At 68.8% G+C, this 24,150-nt stretch carries 24 protein-coding genes; 9 read left to right on the top strand and 15 right to left on the bottom strand.

What is annotated here, in order from left to right:
• Positions 1 to 53 precede the first annotated feature (53 nt).
• Both YU1_RS0115415 and YU1_RS0115410 read left to right on the top strand, forming a co-directional pair.
• On the top strand, positions 54 to 725 hold the full coding sequence (locus tag YU1_RS0115415; RefSeq protein WP_029004829.1) for a response regulator transcription factor: 672 nt from the start codon (positions 54 to 56) through the stop codon (positions 723 to 725).
• A 41-nt stretch (positions 726 to 766) separates the two neighbouring features.
• Positions 767 to 2,152 (top strand): AmpG family muropeptide MFS transporter, encoded by a 1,386-nt coding sequence (locus YU1_RS0115410; protein WP_029004828.1) that lies wholly within the window; start codon positions 767 to 769, stop codon positions 2,150 to 2,152.
• A gap of 4 nt (positions 2,153 to 2,156) precedes the next feature.
• Here the strand turns inward: YU1_RS0115410 and holA are convergent, their stop codons facing one another.
• Genes holA through leuS form a run of 3 tightly spaced genes read right to left on the bottom strand, consistent with a single transcriptional unit; the run spans position 2,157 to position 6,431 of the window.
• On the bottom strand, positions 2,157 to 3,179 hold the full coding sequence (gene holA, locus YU1_RS0115405) for a DNA polymerase III subunit delta (RefSeq protein WP_029004827.1): 1,023 nt from the start codon (positions 3,177 to 3,179) through the stop codon (positions 2,157 to 2,159).
• Between the two features lie 5 nt (positions 3,180 to 3,184).
• Positions 3,185 to 3,820 carry an LPS assembly lipoprotein LptE gene (gene lptE, locus YU1_RS29725; protein ID WP_051356913.1) on the bottom strand — a complete coding sequence of 212 codons (636 nt, stop codon included), beginning with the start codon at positions 3,818 to 3,820 and terminating at the stop codon, positions 3,185 to 3,187.
• Positions 3,807 to 6,431: a leucine--tRNA ligase gene (gene leuS / locus YU1_RS0115395; protein WP_029004826.1), complete on the bottom strand. Its 2,625-nt coding sequence runs from the start codon at positions 6,429 to 6,431 to the stop codon at positions 3,807 to 3,809. The genes lptE and leuS overlap by 14 nt, the downstream gene beginning before the upstream one ends.
• A 294-nt stretch (positions 6,432 to 6,725) precedes the next feature.
• On the opposite strand from leuS, the gene YU1_RS0115390 reads away from it, so the two are divergent.
• Complete coding sequence (locus YU1_RS0115390) at positions 6,726 to 8,159, top strand: sodium:proton antiporter (RefSeq protein ID WP_051356912.1); 1,434 nt, start codon at positions 6,726 to 6,728, stop codon at positions 8,157 to 8,159.
• A gap of 81 nt (positions 8,160 to 8,240) precedes the next feature.
• On the opposite strand, the gene YU1_RS0115385 is transcribed toward YU1_RS0115390, so the two are convergent.
• The 5 genes from YU1_RS0115385 to YU1_RS33515 form a co-directional block, all read right to left on the bottom strand.
• The gene (locus tag YU1_RS0115385) at positions 8,241 to 9,314 is read right to left on the bottom strand and encodes a CobW family GTP-binding protein (RefSeq protein WP_029004824.1); all 1,074 of its coding nucleotides are present in this window, start codon (positions 9,312 to 9,314) and stop codon (positions 8,241 to 8,243) included.
• A gap of 102 nt (positions 9,315 to 9,416) precedes the next feature.
• Positions 9,417 to 10,385, bottom strand: a complete 969-nt coding sequence (locus tag YU1_RS0115380; RefSeq protein ID WP_029004823.1) for a metal ABC transporter substrate-binding protein — start codon at positions 10,383 to 10,385, stop codon at positions 9,417 to 9,419.
• Between the two features lie 12 nt (positions 10,386 to 10,397).
• Positions 10,398 to 11,222: a metal ABC transporter permease gene (locus tag YU1_RS0115375; protein WP_051356930.1), complete on the bottom strand. Its 825-nt coding sequence runs from the start codon at positions 11,220 to 11,222 to the stop codon at positions 10,398 to 10,400.
• 44 nt (positions 11,223 to 11,266) lie between these two features.
• A complete protein-coding gene (gene aztA, locus YU1_RS0115370) occupies positions 11,267 to 12,007 on the bottom strand; it encodes a zinc ABC transporter ATP-binding protein AztA (protein ID WP_029004821.1) in 741 nt (246 codons plus the stop codon).
• A complete protein-coding gene (locus YU1_RS33515; protein WP_156922181.1) occupies positions 12,004 to 12,168 on the bottom strand; it encodes a hypothetical protein in 165 nt (54 codons plus the stop codon). The genes aztA and YU1_RS33515 overlap by 4 nt, the downstream gene beginning before the upstream one ends.
• Positions 12,169 to 12,517: 349 nt before the next feature.
• Here YU1_RS33515 and eda point away from each other — a divergent pair, with 349 nt between their 5' ends.
• Positions 12,518 to 13,165, top strand: a complete 648-nt coding sequence (gene eda / locus YU1_RS0115365; protein ID WP_029004820.1) for a bifunctional 4-hydroxy-2-oxoglutarate aldolase/2-dehydro-3-deoxy-phosphogluconate aldolase — start codon at positions 12,518 to 12,520, stop codon at positions 13,163 to 13,165.
• Between the two features lie 26 nt (positions 13,166 to 13,191).
• The gene (locus tag YU1_RS0115360; RefSeq protein ID WP_029004819.1) at positions 13,192 to 13,806 is read left to right on the top strand and encodes a LysE family translocator; all 615 of its coding nucleotides are present in this window, start codon (positions 13,192 to 13,194) and stop codon (positions 13,804 to 13,806) included.
• A 12-nt stretch (positions 13,807 to 13,818) separates the two neighbouring features.
• Here the strand turns inward: YU1_RS0115360 and YU1_RS29720 are convergent, their stop codons facing one another.
• From YU1_RS29720 to YU1_RS0115340, 4 genes are all read right to left on the bottom strand, one after another.
• Positions 13,819 to 15,009, bottom strand: coding sequence for an HD-GYP domain-containing protein (locus YU1_RS29720; protein WP_084539899.1), 1,191 nt, complete (start codon positions 15,007 to 15,009; stop codon positions 13,819 to 13,821).
• 153 nt (positions 15,010 to 15,162) lie between these two features.
• On the bottom strand, positions 15,163 to 16,086 hold the full coding sequence (locus YU1_RS0115350) for a sugar kinase (protein ID WP_029004818.1): 924 nt from the start codon (positions 16,084 to 16,086) through the stop codon (positions 15,163 to 15,165).
• A gap of 72 nt (positions 16,087 to 16,158) precedes the next feature.
• Positions 16,159 to 16,704 carry a lysozyme inhibitor LprI family protein gene (locus tag YU1_RS32065; protein WP_051356910.1) on the bottom strand — a complete coding sequence of 182 codons (546 nt, stop codon included), beginning with the start codon at positions 16,702 to 16,704 and terminating at the stop codon, positions 16,159 to 16,161.
• Between the two features lie 10 nt (positions 16,705 to 16,714).
• Positions 16,715 to 17,899: a pyridoxal phosphate-dependent aminotransferase gene (locus YU1_RS0115340; protein ID WP_029004817.1), complete on the bottom strand. Its 1,185-nt coding sequence runs from the start codon at positions 17,897 to 17,899 to the stop codon at positions 16,715 to 16,717.
• Between the two features lie 147 nt (positions 17,900 to 18,046).
• On the opposite strand from YU1_RS0115340, the gene YU1_RS0115335 reads away from it, so the two are divergent.
• The 4 genes from YU1_RS0115335 to acuI all read left to right on the top strand — a co-directional run bounded on the left by YU1_RS0115335 (position 18,047) and on the right by acuI (position 21,715).
• The gene (locus YU1_RS0115335; RefSeq protein ID WP_029004816.1) at positions 18,047 to 18,619 is read left to right on the top strand and encodes a type 1 glutamine amidotransferase domain-containing protein; all 573 of its coding nucleotides are present in this window, start codon (positions 18,047 to 18,049) and stop codon (positions 18,617 to 18,619) included.
• 218 nt (positions 18,620 to 18,837) lie between these two features.
• Positions 18,838 to 19,866 (top strand): Bug family tripartite tricarboxylate transporter substrate binding protein, encoded by a 1,029-nt coding sequence (locus YU1_RS29710; RefSeq protein ID WP_051356909.1) that lies wholly within the window; start codon positions 18,838 to 18,840, stop codon positions 19,864 to 19,866.
• Positions 19,867 to 19,914: 48 nt separating this feature from the next.
• Entirely contained in the window at positions 19,915 to 20,691 is a 777-nt protein-coding gene (locus tag YU1_RS0115325; RefSeq protein WP_035715522.1) for an HpcH/HpaI aldolase family protein, read from the top strand.
• Positions 20,692 to 20,728: 37 nt separating this feature from the next.
• Entirely contained in the window at positions 20,729 to 21,715 is a 987-nt protein-coding gene (acuI, locus tag YU1_RS0115320; protein WP_029004814.1) for an acrylyl-CoA reductase (NADPH), read from the top strand.
• Positions 21,716 to 21,742: 27 nt separating this feature from the next.
• On the opposite strand, the gene YU1_RS0115315 is transcribed toward acuI, so the two are convergent.
• The 3 genes from YU1_RS0115315 to YU1_RS0115305 form a co-directional block, all read right to left on the bottom strand.
• Positions 21,743 to 22,516 (bottom strand): alpha/beta hydrolase, encoded by a 774-nt coding sequence (locus YU1_RS0115315; protein ID WP_029004813.1) that lies wholly within the window; start codon positions 22,514 to 22,516, stop codon positions 21,743 to 21,745.
• A 20-nt stretch (positions 22,517 to 22,536) separates the two neighbouring features.
• Positions 22,537 to 23,700: a succinyl-diaminopimelate desuccinylase gene (gene dapE, locus YU1_RS0115310; RefSeq protein WP_035715521.1), complete on the bottom strand. Its 1,164-nt coding sequence runs from the start codon at positions 23,698 to 23,700 to the stop codon at positions 22,537 to 22,539.
• A gap of 181 nt (positions 23,701 to 23,881) precedes the next feature.
• The coding region (locus YU1_RS0115305; protein WP_029004811.1) for an IS5/IS1182 family transposase at positions 23,882 to 24,150 on the bottom strand (269 nt) is incomplete at its 5' end.

Below are 24,150 nucleotides of genomic sequence, written 5' to 3'. Positions count from 1 at the left end.
TTTCCGCTTTGGGGGACATGCGCCACATTTCGGAATAGCGGGGGAGATGCCTTTTGGGAGATGCGGAGGCCGCGTTCCGGCTGGTCATCGCCGACGATCACCCGCTGTTCCGGGGCGCGCTGCGCGAAGCGGTCGCCGGTCAATTTCCCGCGGCCGAAATCGCCGAGGTCGGCACCTTCGACGATCTCCACGCGCTGCTCGAACGCGAGCCGGACTTCGACCTGATCCTGCTCGACCTGACCATGCCCGGCGCCAGGGGCTTCTCCGGCCTGATCTACCTGCGCGCACAATATGCCGGCGTGCCGGTGGTCGTGGTCTCCGGCAATGAGGAGCCTGCCGTCATCCGCCGCTGCCTCGATCTCGGCGCCTCCGGCTTCATCCCCAAGACCATGGGCACAGCCGCCATGCGCGAGGCGGTCGCCACCGTGCTCGCCGGGGGCACCGCGACCCCGCCCGACATCGACCTCGGCAGCGGGCGGGACAGCGAGACCGACGCCATCATCTCCCGCCTCGCCACGTTAACGCCGCAACAAGTGCGCGTGCTCATGATGCTGGCCGAGGGCCGGCTGAACAAGCAGATCGCCTATGAGCTGGGCGTCTCGGAGGCGACGGTGAAGGCTCATGTCTCCGCCATCCTGCAGAAGCTCGGGGTGGAGAGCCGCACCCAGGCGGTGATCGCGGTCTCCAAGGTGGAAGCCGGCCTCTGGAGCACCAACCAGGCCTGAAGGCCCCGCCCGGACGACCCGGCGATCGGATTTGAGACCGCATGAGCGACAAGACACTGGAGTCCACCGTCCCCGCGCGGACCTCCGCGCTCGACGCGCTGAAGGTCTATCTGCGCCCGAGCGTGCTGGTGGTGATCCTGCTCGGCTTTTCCTCCGGCCTGCCGCTGGCGCTGACCGGAACCACGCTCGCGGTCTGGATGACCGAGCGCAAGGTGGACATCGCCACCATCGGCCTGTTCCACTTGGTCGGCCTGCCCTACACGCTGAAATTCCTCTGGGCCCCCTTGGTGGACGCCCTCGACGTGCCGCTGCTCTCCCGCTGGCTCGGGCGGCGGCGCGGCTGGCTGCTCGCCACCCAGCTGGCGCTGGCCGCCGCCATCCTGTTCCTCGGCTTCCAGGATCTCGGCTTCACCACCTCGGCCGACGGCACCAAGTCCGTCGCTTCCCTTGGGCTCATCATCGGCGCCGTCGCCGTGGCCTTCCTCTCCGCCACGCAGGACATCGTGGTGGACGCCTATCGCGTGGAGAAACTCGACACTTCCGAGCAGGCCGCCGGCATGGCGGGCTATGTGGCCGCCTACCGCATCGGCATGCTGGTGTCCGGCGCCGGCATCATCGCCCTGGTGGCGTGGTTCGAGCTGAAGGGCCTGCCGCACGACCGGGTGTGGGCCTGGGGCTATGGGGTCGCCGCCGCCTGCATGGCGCTCGGCATCCTCGCCACCCTCGTCGCGCGCGAGCCGGACGGCGCACCGCGCGTGGCACACGAGGGCGGAGCGCTCGCCAGCCTCAAGCGTGTGGCCGTAACCGCCCTCAGTGCCTTCTCCGAATTCCTCACCCGGCGGGATGCGATCGCGGTCCTCGCCTTCGTCACGCTCTATAAGTTCTCGGACGCGCTGGCCGGCGGGCTTACCGCCTCCTTCGTCATCTCCATCGGCTTCGACAAGGCCACCTACGCGGCCATCGTGAAGGGCGTCGGGCTCATCGCCGCCCTCGCCGGCGGCTTTGCCGGCGGCATGCTGGCGCGCGGGCGCTCGCTGGTCTGGTGCCTCTGGATCGGCGGCATCCTGCAAATGGCCTCCAACCTCGCCTTCTCCGCCCAGGCGATGATCGGGCCGGACGTGGGCTTCCTGACCTTCGCCATGGTGGTGGAGAATTTCACCGGCGCCATCGGCACGGTGATCTTCGTCGCCTATCTCTCGTCTTTGTGCGGGGTCAGGGCCCATACGGCGACCCAGTATGCGCTGCTGACCGCCCTGACCGCCGTGGGCCGCACTGTTCTCGCCTCGGGCGGCGGCTATATCTACGACGTGACCGGCTGGGCCTGGTTCTTCGTCATCACCGTCATCGCCGGCCTGCCCGGCCTCGCGCTGCTGCTGTGGCTCCAGGCGCGCGGGCACTTCCGGGAACTGGCGCTAGCCAGGGGCTGAGCCTTCAGGCCGCCTGCCGGCGTGCGGCCAGTTGCAGCACCACGCGCTCGGTGATGGCTTCCGCCAGCGGCGCGTTGCGGCGACCGGCGAGAATGGCCTCGTCCACCAGCAGCATGGCCCGCAGGCAGCGGTCCGCCGACATGTTGCGCAATGCCCGTTCCAGCTTGGGCTTGCGCGAAAAGTGGACCATCGGGCGCGCCTGGTCGATCACCCGGTCGACCGGCGTGCCGCCCTGCACCTGGAGCGCCATCTGGTGCAGGCTGGTCAGCGCCCGCAGCAATGCGCCGAGAATGGCATCCGGCCGCGTGGCGGCGCCCCATGCCTTGGTGAGCGCGGCCGTAGCCTCCACCGCCTGGCCGGCGAGGGCGGAATCCACCACGTCGTCCAGCGCCAGCGCGGAGGCATCGCCGACGATGATGCGGACATCGTCCAGCGTCACCCGCCCCTGCCCCTGGGCATAGAGCGCGAGCTTGGCGATCTCGCCGCGCGAGGCGAGGCGGTCGCCGCCGATCAGGGAGACCAGCAGTTCGCGGGCATCGCGGTCGATGGCGAGGCCGGCCTCGGACAGCATGGTGTCCACAAGGCGGGCGAGGTCGCGGTCGCCGTCCGCATAGCAGGGGATGGCGAGGGCCTTGGGCGAGTTCTCGCACAGGGAACGCAGCGGCGCGCCCTTCTTCAGGTCCCCGGCTTCCACCACCACCAGCGTGCCGGCGGCCTCCGCCAGCACCGGCTCCAGGGCCGGCACGAAATTGCGTCCGCCGGCGCGGACCCAGACGACGCGTTCGCCGCCGAACAGTCCCACCGTCTGCGTTTCGTCGATCAGCCGACGCGGATCAGCCGCCAGTTCGTCCCCCTCCAGCCGCACCACGGCGAAGGGGTCGGACACGTCCGGCACGGTCCGCTTCACCAGCCCCGCCGCGCGCTCGCGCACGAGGCCGAGGTCCGGCCCGAAGATCAGGACGACGGCGTGCTTGGAATCCCGGCGCGCCAGCGCCGTTTCGGCATCGCCGGCACGCACCGCGACCATGCGTGTCAGCTTCCCGGCGGCTTGGCCGGCGGCGTCCCCGCCGGCGCGGCACCGGCCGCGGGGGCCGGGGCAGCCGGAGCGGGCGGCGGCGGCGGATTGACGAAGAAGGCGATCAGCTGCGCGCGCATCTGGTCCACCACCACGCGGGCGGCGCGGTCTTCCGCGTCGCGGGTCGCGCGATAATTGGCGAAGCGCTGGTCGCTCACGTCGATGGAGGCGCTGCCCGAAGCCTTGCCCTGCGCGACCGGGGGCTTGGTCTCCTCGCCCGCCCGCACCAGCCGCCACTGCGCCTTGACGCTGATGATCTTGTTCTGCGCAAGGCCGGACGTGGTGTCCACGATGGAGGATGCGGAACTGGCGACCAGGCTGACGAACAGCTTGTAGGGCGCACCCACGGGATTGCCCGCGCCGCCGGTCAGCTCGAAGATCAGCTTGTTGCGCAGCTCGTCGCCGAGCCGGCCCTCGATCTTCACCACCTCGATCTGGTGCATCTGCTCAAGCAGCGGGGTTCCGCCCTTGGTGGTGGTCTGCTCGCCGTACATGGGCTGGAAGCAGCCGGCCAGCGTCGCCGCCAGGCCGCACACGGCGGCGAGGCGGAGAATGGCACGTCGGGCGGAAAGGGGGGCGTCAGGCGACGACATTCACGATCCTCTGTGGCACGACGATGATACGCTTGGGCGGCTTGCCGTCGAGGGCCTTGCGCACGCTGTCCATGGCGAGCACGGCGGCCTCCACCTCGGCGGCGGTCGCCTCGCGCGGCACCACGATGTCGTCGCGCTTCTTGCCGTTGATCTGGATCGGCAGCGTGATGGTGTTCTCCACCAGCAGGTCCGGCTCGGCCAGCGGCCACGCCGCCTCGGCCAGCAGCGTGTCGTGACCGAGCGCGGCCCAGCATTCCTCCGCCAGATGCGGGGTCATGGGGCCGACCACGCGGGTCACGATCTCGGCGGCTTCCCGCAGCGCAAAGGCCAGATCGGCCGGCACCTGCGCCGCCGCGCGGGCCGCGGCGATGGCCTGGCCGAAGGCATTGGCGAACTCGTGCACATGGGCAACGGCGACGTTGAAGCGCAGGCGCTCCACATCGTCTGCCACCTGGTGGGAGAGGCCGTGGGCGGCCCGGCGCAGGGCGGTGGCCGCCGCATCGAAGCTCGCGGGCTTCTCGGCGCCCTTGGGTGCGCCGAGCTCGATGGCCTCCTGCACCTGCCGCCACACCCGCTGCACGAAGCGCCACGCGCCCTCGATGCCCGACTGCGTCCATTCACTGTCGCGCTCGGGCGGCGTGTCGGAGAGCATGAACCAGCGCGCGGTATCGACGCCATAGGTGTCGGCCACCACTTCCGGCGGCACCACGTTGCGCTTGGACTTGGACATCTTCTCCGGCGGGCCGACGACGACCTCCTCGCCGGTGTCGATCTTCACCGCCTTGCCGGTGCCGAGGTGCTTCACCTCCTCGGGGAACAGCCAGCGGCCCTCCTGGTCCTTGTAGGTCTCGTGGACGATCATGCCCTGGGTGAACAGGCCGGCGAACGGCTCAGCGACATTCACGCGGTCGCACGCCTTCAGCGCCCGAGTGAAGAAGCGGGAATAGAGCAGGTGCAGGATCGCGTGCTCGATGCCGCCGATATACTGGTCCACCGGCAGCCAGTGAGCGACCGCCGCCTTGTCCAGCGGCCTCTCCACGGTGTCGCTGGCGTAGCGCAGGTAATACCAGGACGAATCCACGAAGGTGTCCATGGTGTCCGTCTCGCGCTTGGCCGGCGCGCCGCACTTAGGGCACGGCACGTCGCGCCACGCCTTGGCGCGGTCGAGCGGGTTGCCCGGACGATCGAAGGTCACGTCGTCCGGCAGTTGGACCGGCAACTGGTCGCGCGGCACCGGCACCGGGCCGCAGCTCGGGCAATGGATGATCGGGATCGGGCAGCCCCAATAGCGCTGGCGCGAGATGCCCCAGTCGCGCAGGCGGAAGTTCACCTTGCGCATGCCCTGCGGCTGCTCGCCCACACGGAAGCGTTCCAGGCGCCGGGCCACCTGCTCCTTGGCGGCCTCGATGGAGAGCCCGTCCAGGAACTGCGAATTATAGAGCGTGCCCTCGCCGTCATAGGCCTCCTCGCCCACCGCGAAGGCGGCCGGGTCGGCACCGGGCGGCAGCACAACGGGGGTGACCGTGAGGCCGTACTTGCGGGCGAAGTCCAGGTCGCGCTGGTCGTGGGCCGGGCAGCCGAAGATGGCGCCGGTGCCGTAGTCCATCAGCACGAAATTGGCCACATAGACCGGCACCGTGCGCGCCGGATCCAGCGGATGGACCACGGTGAGGCCGGTGTCGAAGCCCTTCTTTTCCTGGGTCTCGATGGCTTCCGCCGAGGTGCCGCCGGTCTTGCAGTCGGCCACGAACGCCGCCAGCTCCGGCCGGGTCGCGGCGAGGTGCTGGGTGAGCGGATGGTCCGGCGACAGGGCCAGGAAGGAAGCGCCGAACAGCGTGTCCGGGCGGGTGGTATAGACCTTCACCGCCGGCACGCCGGCCGCCGCCACCGCGCCCTTCGACAGCTCGAACAGCACCTCCAGGCCTTCCGAGCGGCCGATCCAGTTGCGCTGCATCAGGCGCACCTTGTCCGGCCAGCGGTCCAGCGTGTCGAGCGCGTCCAGCAGTTCCTGGGCGAAGGCGGTGATGCGGAAGAACCATTGCGACAGCTTGCGGCGTTCCACCACGGCGCCGGAGCGCCAGCCGCGGCCGTCGATCACCTGCTCGTTGGCGAGCACGGTGTTGTCGACCGGATCCCAGTTGACCTCGCTCTCCTTGCGGTAGGCGAGGCCCTTCTCCAGGAAGTCGAGGAAGATGCGCTGCTGCTCCACATAATAGGAGGGGTCGCAGGTGGCGATCTCGCGGTTCCAGTCCAGCGAGAGGCCGAGCAGCTGCAACTGCTCCTTCATGGAGGCGATGTTCTCGTAGGTCCAGCTCTTGGGATGGATGCCGCGCTCGATGGCGGCATTCTCCGCCGGCAGGCCGAAGGCGTCCCAGCCCATGGGATGGAGCACGTTGAAGCCCTGCATGCGCTTGTAGCGCGCGAGCACGTCGCCCATCACATAGTTGCGGCCGTGGCCGATGTGGATGCGCCCCGACGGATAGGGGAACATCTCCATCACGAAGAATTTCGGGCGCGGATCGTCGTTGCGGGTGCGGAAGATGCCGCGCTCGTTCCAGATGGCCTGCCAACGGGGTTCCGCGTCGCGCGCGTTATAACGATCTGTGCTCATGTCCGGAATGCTGTCTCAAACGAGCGCGGACTAGGACAGAAAGCGGCTCACGGGTCAACACTTGCCCCCGCATTGCAGCGAACCGCCCGGCCCTTCGGGCGCCTTCCGCACCCGAGGCGCACGACTTGAGTCCCGCGGTCTTGCGCGCACCGGGCGCATCGTCCATCAAACATAAGCCAGCCGCATGTCACGCGGCGCAGGCGCAGACTGTGACATCGCATAGAGCCGTACGGTCCCGCCAGGCACTTCCCGCCAGCGCGTCCAGGCAGACGGCACTCAAGCAGGAGGTGGGGGATGGCTGTGATTGGACGTTGGGGCTCCATCGCCGCGGCGGGCGCCGCGCTCCTGGTTCCAATGTCCGGCGCCCATGCCGCCAGCGCGGCGCCCTTCTCCGGCCAGGGCCTCTCCCCGCTGTGGGGCGTGCCGTTCGCCGGCATGCTGCTGTCGATCGCGCTGTTCCCGCTGCTCGCCAACCGCTTCTGGCACCACCATTACGGCAAGGTGGCGCTGTTCTGGGGTCTCGCCTTCATCATCCCGTTCAGCCTGAACTTCGGCTCCTCGGTGACGCTCCATGAGGTGGTCCACGCGGCGCTGCTGGAATACATCCCCTTCATCGTGCTGCTGGCCGCGCTGTTCACCGTCTCCGGCGGCATCCTGGTGGCCGGGCATATCCATGGCGGGCCGGGCACCAACACGCTGATTCTCGCCCTCGGCACGGTGCTCGCCAGCCTCATCGGCACCACCGGCGCTTCCATGGTGCTGATCCGGCCGCTGCTGCGCGCCAACGAGGGCCGCAAGCACAACGTCCACACCGTGGTGTTCTTCATCTTCCTGGTGTCGAACATCGGCGGTTCGCTGACGCCTTTGGGCGATCCGCCGCTGTTCCTCGGCTTCCTGAAGGGCGTCAGCTTCTTCTGGACCACCACGCACCTGTTTCACGACACGGTGGTCGTCGCCGGCATCCTGCTGGTCGTCTACTACCTGCTGGAGCGCTATTTCTACGGCCGCGAACCCAGCCGCCCGGCCGCGCCCGAGCCCGGCACCGAAACCCGGCTCGACGTCCGCGGCCTCCAGAACGTGCCGCTGCTGTTCGCCATCATCGGCGCCATCCTGCTGAGCGCGCTGTGGAAGCCCGGCGTGTTCTTCGACGTCTATGGCACGCGCCTCGAACTGCAGTGGATCGCCCGTGACGTGCTGCTCGTGCTCATCGCCGTGGTCTCGATGATGGTCACGCCGAAACTCCTGCGCGAGCGCAACGGCTTCGACTGGGAGCCGATCCTGGAAGTGGGCAAGCTGTTCGCCGCCATCTTCCTCACCATCATCCCGGTCATCGCCATCCTGAAGGCGGGCACCGACGGCGCCTTCGCGCCGCTGGTGCGGCTGGTGACCACGGAGACCGGCCAGCCGGTGAACATCGCCTATTTCTGGCTCACCGGCGCTCTGTCGTCCTTCCTCGACAACGCCCCCACCTATCTCGTGTTCTTCAACCTGGCGGGCGGCGATGCGCACCAGCTGATGGGGCCGCTGGAGGTGACGCTGGAGGCGATCTCGGCCGGGGCGGTGTTCATGGGCGCCATGACCTATATCGGCAACGCGCCGAACTTCATGGTGCTCTCCATCGCCCGCCACCGCGGCGTGAAGATGCCGAGCTTCTTCGGCTATATCGGCTGGTCCGTCATCTTCCTGGTACCCTGCTTCATCCTCCTCAGCTGGCTGTATTACCTCTGAGGGGGACTGAACGCAGGCAGCGAAAAGGGCCGGCGCGACGCGCCGGCCCTTTTGCCATCCAGATACCGGTGAAAGGCGCGCTCAGGCGACGCAGGACAGGAAGCCCCGCTCCAGCTTCGCCGTATCGAGATTGCGGCCGATGAAGACGATGCGGCTGAGCCGCGCCTCGTCATCCTTCCAGGCGCGCTGGTGGTCGCCGTCCAGGATCATGTGCACGCCCTGGAAGACGAAGCGATCCGGATCGTCCTTGAACGACAGGATGCCCTTGGAGCGCAGGATGCTCGCACCATCGGTGGCCACCACGTCCTGGACCCAGGGGAAGAACTTGTCGGCGTCCAGCGGCTTGTCGGTGGAGAAGGAGACCGACTGCATGTCCTCGTCGTGATAGTGCTTCAGCCCGCCGTGGCTGTGACCATGGTCATGCCCATGGTCGTGATGGGCGTGGTCGTGCCCCTCATGGCCGCAACCGGGGCCGTGCACATGGCCCTCCTCCACGTCCTCATCCAGGAAGGCCGGCTCGATGGCGAGGATGCGGTCGAGGTCGAAGGCCCCCTGGTTGAGCACCTTGTCGATCTCGATGGCCGACTTCTGGGTGCGGTAGAGCTTGGCATAGGGATTGATGGCGCGGATGCGGCCTTCCACCTCGGCCAGTTCCTCCGCCGACACGAGGTCGGTCTTGTTGAGCAGGATCACGTCGGCGAAGGCGATCTGGTTCTTCGCCTCGGGCGCGTCCTTCAGCCGGTCGCTCAGCCACTTGGCGTCGGCCACGGTGACCACCGCGTCGAGCTTGGTGCGCGCGCCCATCTCCTCGTCCACGAAGAAGGTCTGCGCCACCGGCGCCGGATCGGCCAGGCCCGTGGTCTCGACGATGATGCCGTCGAACTGGCCCTTGCGGCGCATCAGCCCGTCGATGATGCGGATGAGGTCGCCGCGCACGGTGCAGCAGATGCAGCCGTTGTTCATCTCGAACACTTCCTCGTCGGCGCCCACCACGAGGTCGTTGTCGATGCCGATCTCGCCGAACTCGTTGACGATGACGGCGTATTTCTTCCCGTGCGGCTCGGACAGGATGCGGTTGAGCAACGTCGTCTTGCCCGCCCCCAGATAGCCGGTGAGGACAGTCACGGGGATTTTTTCAGAGCCGGTCTCAGGCATGGGATCTCCAGTGCGGGCGGACGCCCGCGCAAGCCGCGACGGCCGCTCCCGAACCGGAAGCGACCGCCGCATGTCGAAAACTGTCTGCGCCGGAGCGCGCCGTCACTTGGTCAGCGCGCCCGCCAACTGGCGGATGTTGTAGCGCATCATGTCGATGTAGGAAGCCGCCTGGCCTTTGTCATCGGACAAGGCGTCGGAATAGAGCGTTCCGCCGACGATGGCATTGCTCTCCTTGGCGATGCGGTCCATCAGGCGCGGATTGGTGACATTCTCCAGGAACACGGCGGGGATGTTCTGCGCCTTGATCTGGCGAATGATCTTGCCGACGTCCTTGGCCGAGGCCTCGCTTTCGGTGGACACGCCCTCCGGCGCCAGCAGCTTCAGGCCGTAGGCATCGCCGAAATAGCCGAAGGCATCGTGCGAGGTGATGATACGGCGCTGCGCGGCGGGAATGGCGCCGATGGCCGCCTTCACCTCCGCCTCGACCGCGTCGAGCTTGGCGGTATAGGCGGCGGCGTTGGCGGTGTAGACGTCCTTGCCGGCCGGATCGGCGGCGATCAGGCCGTCACGGATATTGGCCACGTAGATCTTCGCATTGGCCACCGACTGCCAGGCGTGCGGGTCGATATGGCCGTGGTCGTGGGCCTCCCCCGCCTTGCCGGTCCCCGTCTTGCCCTTGGGGGCGTCCTCGGCATCCTGCGGCTCGTCCTTGGTGCGCTCGCGCGGCGTGATGCCGGTGGTGGCGACCACCACCGTGGCCTTGGTGCCGGACGCCTTCACCAGGCGGTCCATCCAGCCCTCGAAGCCGAGACCGTTGACGAAGATCACCTTGGCGACGGCGAGCTTCTTCGCGTCGTTCGGGGTCGGCTGGTAGACGTGGGTGTCCGCATTGGGGCCGACGATGGTGGCCAGCGCGATACGGTCGCCGCCCACGTTCTTCACGAAATCCCCGAGGATGGAAAAGGAGGCGACCACCGGCAGCTTGGCGTCGGCGGGCGCTGCCGTCTGGGCGAGCGCCGGGGTTGCGCCGAGCACGAGTGCCGCGGCGAGCAGGGTACGACGGGACAGCATGGGAAGGCTCCGTTATGCCTCGAGATGACGGCGGGGCAGCAGGCGGGACAGGACGCCCCCCGCCGGACCGAAGATGACCGAGACGGCATAGCCGGCGCCGGCCACCAGGATGATCGCAGGCCCCGACGGGGCGCCCGCGTGGTAGGAGATCAGCAGGCCGACGATGCCCGCGACGAAGGCGATGCCGGTGGCCACCACCACCAGAGCGGTGAGGTCGCGCACCCAGAAGCGAGCGGTGGCGGCGGGCAGCATCATCAGGCCCACGGACAACAGCGTGCCGAGCGCGTGGAAGCCGCCCACCAGGTTCATCACCACCAGCGCCAGGAAGACGATGTGGCTGAGCCCGCCCGAGCGGCTCACCGAGGCCAGGAAGCTCGGGTCCACGCATTCCAGCACCAGCGGGCGCCAGATGAAGGCCAGCGTCACCAGGGTCAGCGAGGCGATGCCGGCGACCAGGAGCAGGGTCGGATCGTCCAGCCCCAGCACGGTGCCGAAGAGCACATGCAGAAGGTCCACGTTCGAGCCCTTCAGCGACACGATCATCACGCCCAGCGCCAGGGAGACCAGATAGAAGGCCGCCATGGAGGCGTCCTCCTTGATCTCGGTGGCGCGCGCCACCACGCCCGCCCCCACCGCGACCAGCAACCCGGCCGCGAGACCGCCGATGGTCATGGCGGCCAGATCGAGGCCGGCGACCAGGAAGCCGATGGCGGCTCCCGGCAGAATGGCGTGTGCCATGGCGTCGCCGGTCAGGCTCATTCGACGCAGCATGAGAAACACGCCCACCGGCCCCGCACCGAGCGAGAGGGCGAAAACGCCCACCAGCGCCCGACGCATGAACTCGAATTCCGCGAATGGCGCGACCAGCAGCGCGTAAGGCGTCACGCCGCGTCCTCGCACACCGTGGCGCGCTCGTCCCAGGCCTCGCCCATGCGGCGGGCCTTGAGCAGGTTCTCCGGCGCCAGCGCCTCCGCCGTCGGGCCCCAGGCCACCGGCGTGCGGGCGAGCAGCAGGGTTTCGGGGAAATGCGCGCGCACCAGATCGAAATCGTGCAGCACGGCGAGCACCGTGCGCTTCTCGCCGTGCCAGCGCCGCACCAGATCGAGCAGGTCGGACATGGTCTTGGCGTCGAGCGCGGTGAAGGGCTCGTCCAGAAGGATCAGCCGTGCATCCTGGAGCAGCAGGCGCGCGAACAGGGTGCGCTGCATCTGGCCGCCGGACAGCGTGCCGATGGGCCGGTTCTCGAACCCCTCCAGCCCCACGGCGGAAATGGCCTCGGCGATGCGGGCCCGGTCGGCCTTGCCGATGCCGCCGAACAGGCCCGCCCGGCGCCACAGGCCCATGGACACCATGTCGTAGACGCTTATGGGAAAGGAGCGGTCGATCTCCGCGCTCTGCGGCAGGTAGGCGATGTCGCGCGGGTCCAGCCCGCCGCGCTCGATGCTGCCGTGCAGCGGCCGGAGCGCACCCGAGATCGCCTTCATTAAGGTGGACTTGCCAGCCCCGTTCGGCCCGCAGACGGCAAGCAGGGCGCCGGTCTCCACCACCCCGTTGAGATGATGCACCGCCGGATGCCGCTCATAGCCGAGCGTCAGGTCATGGAAGCGCAATTGCGGGTTCATGGCTGGGTCACCAGGAGAACGCCCACCCACATCACTGCGCACAGGATCACCGCGACGGAGAGCCGCGCGATCAGCGATGCCCGCAGCGCCGAGCCGCCGACCGGCGCCGTGGGGCGTGGGCGGCGGGAATGAGCGTGGGCGTGAGGATGGGATGAGGTCATGCGAACTCCGCTTCGGAGGCAATAGATACAGAGTATCATTTAGTCTGTCCAGCCCTCCGCTTCGCCGCAAACCCTTGGCAGAGGCCGCCGCAGCCCTGGTTTCCGCCGGACGCCGGCACCTTCCGCAGCGCCGCCAAGGCCGACCGACCCGCTTCGGCCGGATAGCCCGGTGCAGAAAAATCCACCCGGGCTGCGAGCGTGCGGCCCGGGTCAAGGCCCTGGGCGCTGGCACCGGCGTTTGGCACTCGACAGCGCGCAGCGGCTGGGCTTCAAAGGCGCGACGGCTCGGGCGGCCTCGCCCCCGTCGGCAATGCCGCGCGCAGCGCGGACGATTCTGGGAGATGCGTCCATGAGCCAGCCGAACCCCCTTCCGCTCATCGCCCGCGCGCCGGTGATCCCCGTGGTGGTGATCGAGCGTATCGAGGATGCGGTGCCGCTGGCCCGCGCGCTGGTGGAGGGCGGCCTGCCCCTGATCGAGGTGACGCTGCGCACCCCGGTGGCGCTGCGCGCCATCAGCCTCATCGCCGCCGAAGTGGACGGCGCCATCGTCGGCGCCGGCACGGTGACCGAGCGGTCCCAGATCGAGGCCGTCGTGGAGGCGGGCGCGACCTATATCGTCACCCCCGGCACCACGCCGGATCTCGCCGCGGCCCTCGCCGCGGCGCCGGTGCCGGTGCTGCCGGGATGCGCCACCGCGAGCGAGGCCATGGCGCTCGACGCCCTGGGCTTCAAGGTGTTGAAATTCTTCCCCGCAGAGCCCTCGGGCGGCGCGCCGTTCCTGAAATCGCTGTCCGGCCCGCTGCCGGGCCTGCGCTTCTGTCCCACCGGCGGCATTGGCCCGGCCAATGCGCCGGACTATCTGGCGTTGCCCAATGTGGTGGCGGTGGGCGGCTCCTGGGTGGTACCGAACGACGCCATCAAGGCCGGCAATTTCGACAAGGTGCGCGAGCTTTCGGCAGCCGCCGCCCGGCTGCCGCGCGCGGCAAAGTTCGACTGAGGCACCAAGGGGCGGACATGGGTGAAATGCTGCCCCTTCTTCTCGCCTTCACGGTGGCGGCCGGCGTGCTGACGCTCACCCCCGGCGTGGACACCGCCATGGTCCTGCGCGCTTCGGCCGTGTCGGGCGCCCGGGGCGGCGCGGCGGCGGCGCTGGGCATCGCGCTCGGGCTGTGCGCCTGGGGCATGGGAGCGGCTCTGGGGCTCACCGCGCTGCTCGCGGCCTCCAGCATCGCCTTCGCCGTCGTGAAGGTGGCAGGGGCGGGCTATCTCTTCTATCTCGGCATCATGCTCATCCTGAAGCCGCGCGTGGCGGCGATGCCCCCGCAGGCCGGCGGCGGGGCTGCGACGGCGTTCCGGCGCGGCCTGACGACCAATCTGCTCAATCCGAAGGTGGGGGTGTTCTACATCACCTTCCTGCCCCAGTTCATTCCGCCGGGCGGCGATGCCGTCTTGTTCTGCCTGCTGCTGGCAGGGCTGCATGTGCTGCTGACGCTCGCCTGGTTCGCGGCGCTGGTCGCGCTCACCGTCCCACTCGGCCGCGTCCTCGCCCGCCCCGCCGTGGTGCTCGGCCTCGACCGGCTGACCGGCTGCGTCTTCGTGGCCTTCGGCCTTCGGCTGGCATTGGCCGAACGGAGCTGACTGCGCCGGCCCTCAGGCCGGGAAGGCCCGATCGATCGACGCGGCCTCATCCACATCCGCATAGGATGTGCGAATCCCCTCGATCTCCGGGAGGATGGCCAGGAAGACATCCATGAGCCGAGGGTCGAACATGACCCCGCTGTTCTCGCGCATGAAGCGCACCGTGCGCTCCCAGGTCCAGGCCTTTTGATGCGGATGCTCGCTGAGCAGGGCGTCGTAGGTGTGGCAGATGGCGACGATGCGACCCTCCAGCGGAATTTCCTCGCCGCGCAGGCCCGTGGGATAGCCGTTGCCATCCCATCTCTCATGGTGGCTGAGCCCCACCCGCCGCGCCATGCGGATGACCGCCGACCGATGGCTGGGAGGGGTATCGGCACCGAGCTGCGGCCGCTTGCGCATCAAGGCGTGCTCGCTGGCATCCAGCGAGCCGGGCCGCAGGAGAATGCTCTCGGGAATGCTGGACTTGATCAGATCATAGAGCGGACTGGCGGCCAGGAGCAGATCGGCCCATGCCGGTTCCTGGCCCGCGGCGATCGCCAGGGCCCGGCACATGCCGCTCATCCGGGCAAGGTGGAGCCCGGCCCCCTGCTCACCATATTCCTCGGCGCGCGCCAGCGTATGGTCGAGGTCCCTGGACCAGTCCTCGACATCGGCCAGATAGTCTTCGTAATAGACCGACGTGGCGAGCCCCAGGTCGAGGAACACCGCCAGGTTGACCGCCGAGAGGTAGCGCTGCTGCTGGGCCGGATCGTTCCGGAAGGTGGAGATGATGACCCCCGCCACCTCGTTGAGCACCAGGCAATAGGCCGCGGTAAACAGCATCGCATCGACGCCGGCGCGGAAATGGCTTTGCCCCATCGCGCGACTGACGCGCCGATACTCCGCATCGAACCGGCCGGCAAACACACGCTCGACCCAGTGGCGCCGTTGCGCCCGGCGCACCAGCGTCAGTGTCGCGGAATCCTGGAACAGCCGTACCGCCGTGTCTTCGGTCAGGATGCGTTCGTAGAAGCGATCGAGGATCGCATCCATGTGCGGCTCGATGATCTCGGGAAACGTCCCCAAGGTCCTGACGACTTCAGCATCGATGGCGAGAAAATCAGTCCAACGCGTGAGACTCGACGGCATGTTTGACGTCACCGAGATAGGTACAACCCGGAGGATCATCCCCATTTTCATGGCATGGCATTTGATCTGGATCAAATGCCGCCCGTCCCCCGCAGATGATGCGGAGCGTTGTCAAATAACAGCTTCAGGAAAGAACGAGAGAGCCGGCGCCTATCCGCGAAATTCCGGCCCGATCGACTTTCGCTGCGAATCGCACATCTAAAACGATTTGAGCACTATCATGGACCGTCAGTGCGACACCGCCCCTTCCTGCGCCGCACGGGGGATGATCGCCCCCCGATGCATGATCACCGCGCCGGCCAGGGCATGGCCCGCGCGGGCGGCCGCCTCCGGGCTCTCGCCCTTGAGGCGGGCGGCGAGATAGCCGGCATTGAAACTGTCGCCGGCACCCGTCGTATCGACCGGCAGAACCTCGCGCTCCACCGGCACGGCGATGGTCTGGCCGTCCGCATGGACCAAGGCGCCGCCGGCGCCGTTCTTCACCACCACTTCCTTGACGCCGAAGGTGGTGATGCGGGCGATGGTGGCTTCCGGCGAAGCATCGCCCCACAGCAGCGCCTCATCCTCGAAGGTGGGCAGCGCCATGGACGAGCGCTTCAGCGCCTCCGCGAACACCATGCGGGCGCGCGGCAGGTCGTTCTGCCAGCCGCGCGGGCGGAAATTGCCGTCGAACACCCGCCAGGCCCCACGCTCCGCCGCCACTTCCAAGGTGGCCAGGAAACGGCCAAGGCCGGTGTTGGAATAGAGCGACAGGGTGATGCCGGAGAAATAGACCGCCTGCGCCTCCACCAGCTTCTCCGCGACCGCCTGCCAGCCCTCCAGCTCGAACAGGACACGGGCCGGCGCCGAGTCGCGCCAGTAATGGAAGGTGCGCTCGCCCCGGTCGTCGGTGGTGATGAGATAGAGGCCCGGCACCCGCCCCGGCACCGCGACGACAGCGTTCGTGACCAGCCCCTCGCTCGCCGCCAGCGCCAGGATCTGGGCGGAAAACACGTCGTCCCCGAGGGCGGTGGCGTAGGCGGTCTCGATGCCGGCGCGGGCGAGATAGACAGCGGTGTTGAACGTATCGCCACCGAACGACTGGCCGAAGCGCCCGTCATTGCCGCGCGCCAGTTCCACCATCACTTCGCCGACAGAAACCACCTTGGCCATTTGCGTTTCCCTGTTCTGACGCGGGCACCTTTGGGCCAAGCGCGGCGGCGGCGCAAGGCCAACGGGGCCGGATCAGTCGAGCCGCGGCCCACCGGGCACGGTCCAGGTGGCGGGATGCGGGCTCAGCGTCTCGCCGCCCTGCGCCGCCACCGCCACCGGCGTCTTCGGACGCGGGTAACGGGCCGCCAGATCCCGCTCCCGCCGGCTGTTGTTCTCGATCAGGCAGAGGGCGCGCTGCTCGAAATTGCCGATGCCCCGCGGCCCCTCGAACGGGGCCACGCTCTGGCAGTCCAGGTTGCGGAACAGGACGAAGCGCGTCTGCGCCTCGTCGAGCTGGCTCTTCCAGCGGTTGCGCTGCACCGATGGCAGGTCGGCGCGCCCTTCCACCACCGCCATCGCCGCCTCGAACGCCGCCGTCACCGCCCGCTCGCTGGCCTGGGTGGCCTCGAACAGGCAGCGGCTGTAGTCCGGCGCCGGAAGCTTGCCGGCGGCGCAGGGGTTGGGCTCGCGCCACGGCCCCTGCTGGGCGGCCGCCGGCCCGCTGAGAAGACAGCAGGCCAGCAGCGCCGCCCACCCCCAGGCTGGACCATCCGGGAAGCTCCGCCTACGGCGCACCACCCGGCCGTGCTCAAGCGGCTTTGCGCTGGGCCAGGAACGCCGCCATGCGTTCCAGCGCCCGCGCGATATTCTCGGCCGAGTTGGCGTAGGAGAGCCGGATATAGCCCTCGCCATGGACACCGAAGTCCGGCCCGCCGATCACCGCCACGCCGGCATCCTCCAGCAAAGCGGAGGCCAGCGCCTTGGCCGAGGCCCAGCCGGTGCGCGACACGTTCGGGAAGGCGTAGAAGGCGCCCTTGGGCGTGGCGCAGGATACGCCCGGCAGCGCGTTCAGCCCCTCCACCACCAGTTTGCGGCGCCGGTCAAACTCGGCCAGCATGGCCGCCACCGGCTCCTGCGGGCCCTCCAGCGCGGCGATGCCGGCATATTGGGTGGCGGCGTTGACGCAGGACCAGGCGTTCACCGACAGCTTGCGCACCTTCTCATACAGATCCTTCGGCCAAACCGAATAGCCGAGCCGCCAGCCGGTCATGGCATAGGTCTTCGACCAGCCGTTGAGCAGGATCAGCCGGTCGCGGATCTCCGGATAGGCCAGCAGCGTCTGATGGCGCTCGCCGTCGAACAGGAACTGGTCGTAGATCTCGTCCGACATCAGCGCCACGTGCGGATGGGCGGCGAGGCCCGCCACCAGCTTGTCGATCTCCGCCTTCGGGGTCACGCCGCCGGTGGGATTGGCGGGAGAATTGATGATGAGAAGGCGGGTCCTGGGCGTGATCAGCGCCAGGGTCTCCTCGGCGGAAAAGGCGAAGCCGTTCTCCTCCCGGATCGGCACCGGCACCGGGGTCGCGCCGGTGTATTCGATCATGGAGCGGTAGATAGGAAAGCCGGGGTCCGGATAGAGGATCTCCGCGCCCGGCTCGCCGAACAGCAGGATGGCGGCGTACATGGTCACCTTGCCGCCGGGCACGATCATCACCAGCCCGGGGTCCACCTCCACATCGAAGCGGCGATTGAGATCGCGGGCCACCGCCTCGCGCAGCGGCTGGATGCCCACGGACGGGGTATAGCCATGCTGGCCGTCGCGCAGCGCCTTGATGGCGGCCTCGACGATATGCTCGGGGGTGCGGAAATCCGGCTGGCCGATGCCGAGGTTGATGATGTCGCGGCCCTCGCCGGCAAGGGCTGTGGCACGCGCCAGCACGGCGAAGGCATTTTCCTCGCCGATGCGGTCGAAGGCGGCAACGGTGGTCAGCATGGCGTTCTCCCCGGGGCCGGTCGGTGCCGGAACCCTTCCCTCTGTCTTGGTGTTGTCCGGAGAGCTGGGGGCTTCCGGGCACGCCGCGCAGTGCAGCCGCGCGCCCCGAACCGATACCATTCCAACGATGGAAAAAGGAGAGATCCCATGGCCAATCGTCTCGACGGGCGCAAGGTCGCCGTTCTGGTCGCCGACGGTTTCGAGCAGGTGGAACTCACCGAGCCGGTGAAGGCGCTGAAGGCCGCAGGCGCTGAAGTGCGGATCGTCAGCCCGGCAAAGGGCCGGGTTCAGGGCGTGAACCACGACCGGAAGGCCGACACCGTCGCCGTGGACGTGCCGCTCGACGGCGCCAATCCGACGGACTTCGATGCGCTGATGCTGCCGGGCGGCGTGCTGAACCCCGATGCCCTGCGCGTCAACGATAAGGCCATCGCCTTTACCCGGGCCTTCTTTCAGGCCGGCAAGCCGGTGGCCGCTATCTGCCACGGGCCGCAGTTGCTGATCTCCGCGGGCGTGGTGAAGGGGCGGCGGATGACCGGCTACAAGGCCATCCAGGTGGATCTCGCCAATGCGGGGGCGCAGGTTTCCGACACGGCCGTGGTGGTAGACCAGGGCCTCGTCACCAGTCGCAACCCGGACGACATCCCCGCCTTCAACGGCAAGATGGTGGAGGAGTTCGCCGAGGGCCGGCACCGGGGAACCAAGGCTGCCGCCGAATAAGGCAGCGCCTCATAAAGTATCTATTACATAGTAAACACCTCGGCGACTGACCTCGCCGAGGTATTCCGCACGGGCGGGCCGTTCATTTTTGGCCCTATGCCACCCCACGACAGCAACCCGCCTTGACCTCCGCGTGCCGGAGTGTTGCAGTTCTCGTCCTGTTCCAGTGGTGTCTCCGCCGGGAGACTGCCGCGTGCGGTCCTTATGCGGGGTGTCACATGCCTGGGCTATCGCGCCTCGCGTCCGCCTGCCGCGCCGCCGTCCCCCTGGTCGCAGCCGGCCTTGCAGGAGCGCTGCTCTGGACAGCTCCGCTGGCCGCGCAGACCAGCGCGGCCGGGCGGGCGCCCTATCCGGCCCGTCCCGTCACGCTGATCGTGCCTCTGCCCGCCGGCGGCGTGAGCCAGCGGCTCGCCGACATCCTCGCGCCGGCCCTCGCCCAGACGCTCGGCGTGCCGGTGGAGAGCAAGAACATGCCGGGTGAGAACGGCGCCCTGGGAGCGCGCTACGTCGCCGGCGCCGCGCCGGACGGCTACACGCTGCTCGTCGCCCCGAGCACCCTCCTTTTGCTCGACTCCAATATCCTCCCCAGCGTCGGCTTCTCGCCGCAGAAGGATCTCGACCCGCTCGTCATGGCGGTTCGCTCGCCCACCGTGCTGGCCATCCACCACTCCGTGCCCGCCACCTCGGTGGCCGAGTTCGTCGCCTATCTCAAGCAGCATCCCGAGGTCGCCTTCGGCGCCTCCGGCCGGGGATCGATCAACGATCTCATCGCCGGGGAGTTCTTCCGCCAGACCGGCACGAGGGGGCATATGGCGTATTTCGAAGGCGGCGGCGCGGTCATGCCCGCCTTGGTCTCGGGGAAGATCCAAGCCTCGTTCCAGGACGGGGCCCTAGTGGTCAACGCCGCCTCCACCGGCGCGGTGCGCACCCTCGCCCTCACCGGCACGGTGTCCTCGCCGTTGCTGCCGAACGTGCCCACCTTTACCGCGCTGGGCATCCCGCAGATGGATGCCTACACATGGCAGGCCATCGCCGCCCCGGCCGGCCTGCCAGCCAATGTCCGCCACGTGCTGGAGAATGCCTTGCGCGCGGCGCTGCTCAACCCGGTGGCCACGACCCAGCTCCAGGCCAACGGCTGGGAGGTGGTGGCCGCGAGTTCCCGGCAGTTGCAACGGGTCATCGCGGACGAGCGGCGGCGGTGGCGCGACCTGATGCAGGCCGATGGCCACGCCGACCAGATCCGCTAGGATCACCCGGCCTACCCTTCCGAATCCAGAACAACATCCGGAAACGCCATGCCCAAGGAAGCCTTGCCGCTCAACACGTTTCGTCGCGCCCTGCATGCCGGCCAGCAGCAGATCGGCATCTGGTGCTCCATCCCCAGCAGCTTCACGGTGGAGATGCTTGCCGGTGCCGGCTTCGACTGGCTGTTGCTCGATACCGAGCACACGCCGGCGGACCTGCCGCAGATCTATGGCCAACTCCAGGCGGCAGCGGCGGGACGGGCCCACCCTGTCGTGCGCGTGCCCTGGAACGACCCCGTCGCCATCAAGCGTTTTCTCGATGCCGGGGCGCAGAGCCTGCTGATCCCCATGGTGCAGACCGCCGAGGAGGCGGCGCAGGCGGTGGCCGCCACCCGCTATCCACCGCACGGCATCCGCGGGTTCGCCGGCGGCGGCCGCGCCTCACGCTTCGGCCGCGTCGCCGATTACCACGCCCATGCCCATGAGGAATTGTGCGTGCTGGTGCAGGTGGAAACCGCCGCCGCCCTCGACCAGTTGGAAGCCATATGCGCGGTGGAAGGCGTCGACGGCGTCTTCATCGGCCCCGGTGACCTGTCGGCGAGCCTTGGCTATCTCGGACGGCAGGGCGCGCCGGAGATGGTGAGCCTGATCGAGGACACCCTCCGCCGCATCGTCGCCGCCGGCAACCGGCCCGGGATCCTCACCGCCGATCCGGACCTCGCCCGCCGCTACATGGCGGCCGGCAGCCTGTTCACCTCCGTGGGCCTCGACCTGCACCTCCTGACCCAGAATGCGGAGGCGCTGGCCGTCTCGTTTGCCGGCAAATGACAACGGCATGGACAAGCGAAACGCGGGAGATCGAGACGTGAGCAGCGGAACGTTCAAGGCCATCGTCGCGCGCAAGACGGACACGGGGCAGACCATCGGCCTGGAGGAGGTGGACGACACCCTCCTTCCCGCCGCCGACGTGACGGTGGACGTGGCCTATTCCACACTGAACTATAAGGACGGCCTTGCCCTCAAAGGGCTGGGCCGCATCCTGCGCACCTTTCCCATGGCCCCGGGCGTCGATTTCGCCGGCACGGTCCGGTCGAGCGACAGCCCCGATTTCGCCCCCGGTGATCCGGTGGTGCTCACCGGCTGGGGCGTGGGCGAAAACTGGTCCGGCGGCTTCTCGGCACGGGCGCGGGTGAAAAGCGAGTGGCTGGTGAAGCTGCCGCCCGCCCTCTCGCCCCGTCAGGCCATGGCCATCGGCACGGCCGGCTTCACCGCCATGCTGTGCGTGATGGCGCTGGAGCGCCATGGCATCGCCAAGGGCGGGGAGGTACTGGTCACAGGTGCGGCGGGTGGCGTCGGCAGCATCGCCGTGCGGCTGCTGTCCCGCCTCGGCTACCGGGTGGTGGCGCTGACCGGGCGGCCGGAGGAGGAGGGCTTTCTTACCGCCCTCGGCGCGTCGGAGATCATGGACCGGACCATGCTCCAGTCGGCCGGCAAGCCGCTGCAATCGGAACGCTGGGCCGGCGCGGTGGACACGGTCGGCGGCACCATCCTCGCCAACGTACTGGCCGCCACCGCCTCGGAAGGGGCGGTCGCCGCCTGCGGGCTGGCCGGCGGCACCGACCTGCCGACCACCGTGTTCCCCTTCATCCTGCGCGGCGTCTGCCTGCTGGGCATCAATTCGGTGGATGCGCCCAAGGCGCGGCGCGCGGAAGCCTGGAACCGCCTCGCCCACGAACTGACGGCGGCGGATCTCGATAGCCTGACCCAGGAAGTGGCGCTGGAGGACGTGATCGGCCTCGCCGACGACATCCTCGCCGGCAAGGTGCGCGGCCGCACCATCGTGCGGATCTGAAGGCCCGCCGCGAAGAGGCCCGGCGCGTCAGGCGCCGGGCTGGATCTCCGCCAGCAGGCGGTCCAGCACGGCGGTCAGGCGATCGATGTCCGCCGGACGCGACAGGCGGTGATCGCCGTCCTTGACGAGGGTGAACACCACGTCGTCCTCGGCGAGGCAGGTGACGAGACGCATGGCATGGCGCCACGGCACGTCGGCGTCGTGCGCGCCCTGAAGGATGCGCACCGGGCAGCCCACCGCGAAGGGCGCGCCGAGCACCAGATTGTTGCGGCCGTCCTCGATCAGCGCGCGGGTGATGACATAGGCCCCGCCCTCATAGGGTGAAGGGCGCTCATGGCGTCCGGTGGCCAGGATCTCAGCCTTCACCGCCTCAGAGAAACCCTCCCATATCAGATCATGGGTGAAGTCCGGCGCGGGGGCGATCAGCACCAGGCCGGCGAGGCGGGAATGGCCTTCCGCCGCCAGCGCCCGGGCCAGCAGCAGCGCGATCCAGCCGCCCATGGACGAGCCCACCAGGACCTGCGGTCCCTCGGTGGCGTCGAATACCGCGCGGGCCTCCCTGGCCCAGGCCGAGATGGTGCCGTCCTCGAATGCACCGCCCGAAGCGCCGTGGCCGGAATAGTCGAAGCGAACGAAGGCCTGCCCCCCGGCCTGCGCCCAGTCCGCCAGCGCCTGGGCCTTGGTGCCGGTCATGTCCGAGCGGAAGCCGCCCAGCCAGATCACGCCGGGGCTGCGGCCGGCGATGCGGCGGACCGCGATGTCGCGGCCATCGACGGCGAGGGTCAGGATCTGTTCGGTCATGGGCGGCCTCCGGCGGCGATTCAGGCGGCGAACGTCGCGAAATAACGCGCGATCAGGCGCTCATAGATGGCGGCCAGCGCCCCGAGATCGGCGACCGGCGTCGCCTCGTCCACCATATGCATGGTCTGGCCGACGAGGCCGAACTCCACCACCGGGCAGAGCGCCTTGATGAAGCGCGCGTCCGAGGTGCCGCCCGTGGTGGACATCTCCGGCCTCTTGCCGGTGACGTCGGCCACCGCGTCGAGCACGATATCGACGAAGGGGCCGGGCGCGGTGAGGAAGCTGGAACTCGCTCCCGGACGATAGCCCAGATCGAAGGGCACGCCCGCGTCGCCGAGCCGGCGTTCCAGCTCCGCCTTCAGGCTGTCGAGCGTGTGAAGGTCGTTGAAGCGCACGTTGAACTTCGCCGTCGCCTCGGCGGGGATGACATTGAAGGCTGGATTGCCCACGTCCACGCTGACCACCTCCAGATTGGACGGCGGGAAATGCGCCGAGCCGGCATCGAGCGGCGTCGCCATCAAGGCGGTGAGCAGGCGCACCAGCCTCGGCACCGGATTATCGGCCAGGTGCGGATAGGCGACATGCCCCTGGCGGCCGCGCACGGTGAGGATGCCCGACAGGCTGCCGCGCCGGCCGATCTTCACCATGTCGCCCAGGGCATTGGGATTGGTCGGCTCACCCACGATGCAGTGATCGAGCGTCTCGCCGATTGCGGCGAGCCATTCCACAACCTTCACCGTGCCGTCCAGAGCCGGGCCTTCCTCGTCTCCGGTGATCAGGAAGGACAGGCTGCCGCGCGCGGGCTTGCCATGGCGCAGCGCCGCCGCGAGGAAGGCGCCGACCGCGCCTTTCATGTCCACCGCGCCGCGCCCGTACAGCAGCCCGCCGTCCACCTCTCCCGAGAAGGGCGGATGGCGCCAGGCCTCCGCCTCGCCGGTCGGAACCACGTCCACATGGCCGGCGAAGCACAAGTTCGGCGCCTCGGTGCCGATGCGGGCGTAGAGATTGTCCACCGGCACCCCGCCGGTGGCCGACACGATGCGCTCCACCCGGTAGCCCGCCTGCTGCAGCAGGTCCGCGACGATGTCGAGCGCGGCGCCGGCGTCGGGGGTCACCGAGGGCGCGCGAATCAGCGCCCGGGCATAGGCCAGCGCATCTCGGGCGAGTGCCTCTTGGGACGGCACGGACGGTTCCTGCGAAGGGGCCGTGGTGGAAGCGGGACGGGTCATGGAGCTGGTCCGGAGCGGGCGCGCCTGAGCCGCGCGCAAGCCTTGCCTCGCGCGCCCAGGCACTGGCGTCAATGGGCATTTTAGCGTCCGGCCCGCCACGAGGCTGCCGCCTTCGCCCCCTAGGTGGTGTGGACAGTTACCTGATCCACAGGACGATGGCAGCGATTGTGACGATGGCGAGGTAGTTTCGCGCGGTCTTCTCGAAGCGGGTCGCGACACGCCTGAACTGCTTGAGCTTGGAGAAGCAGCATTCGATCAGGTGGCGCTGAGCGTAGAGGTGCCTGTCGAGGCTATGCTTCCTGGCGCGGGATGGATTGGACGGGATGACCGCCTGCGCGTTCCTTGCCGCGATTGTGGCGCGCAGGGCGTCGCTGTCATAGGCGGTATCGGCCATGACGGCCTGGG

Source organism: Azorhizobium doebereinerae UFLA1-100 (genome assembly GCF_000473085.1).
GTDB lineage: Bacteria > Pseudomonadota > Alphaproteobacteria > Rhizobiales > Xanthobacteraceae > Azorhizobium > Azorhizobium doebereinerae.
This window is presented reverse-complemented; position numbering and strand designations above follow the sequence as displayed.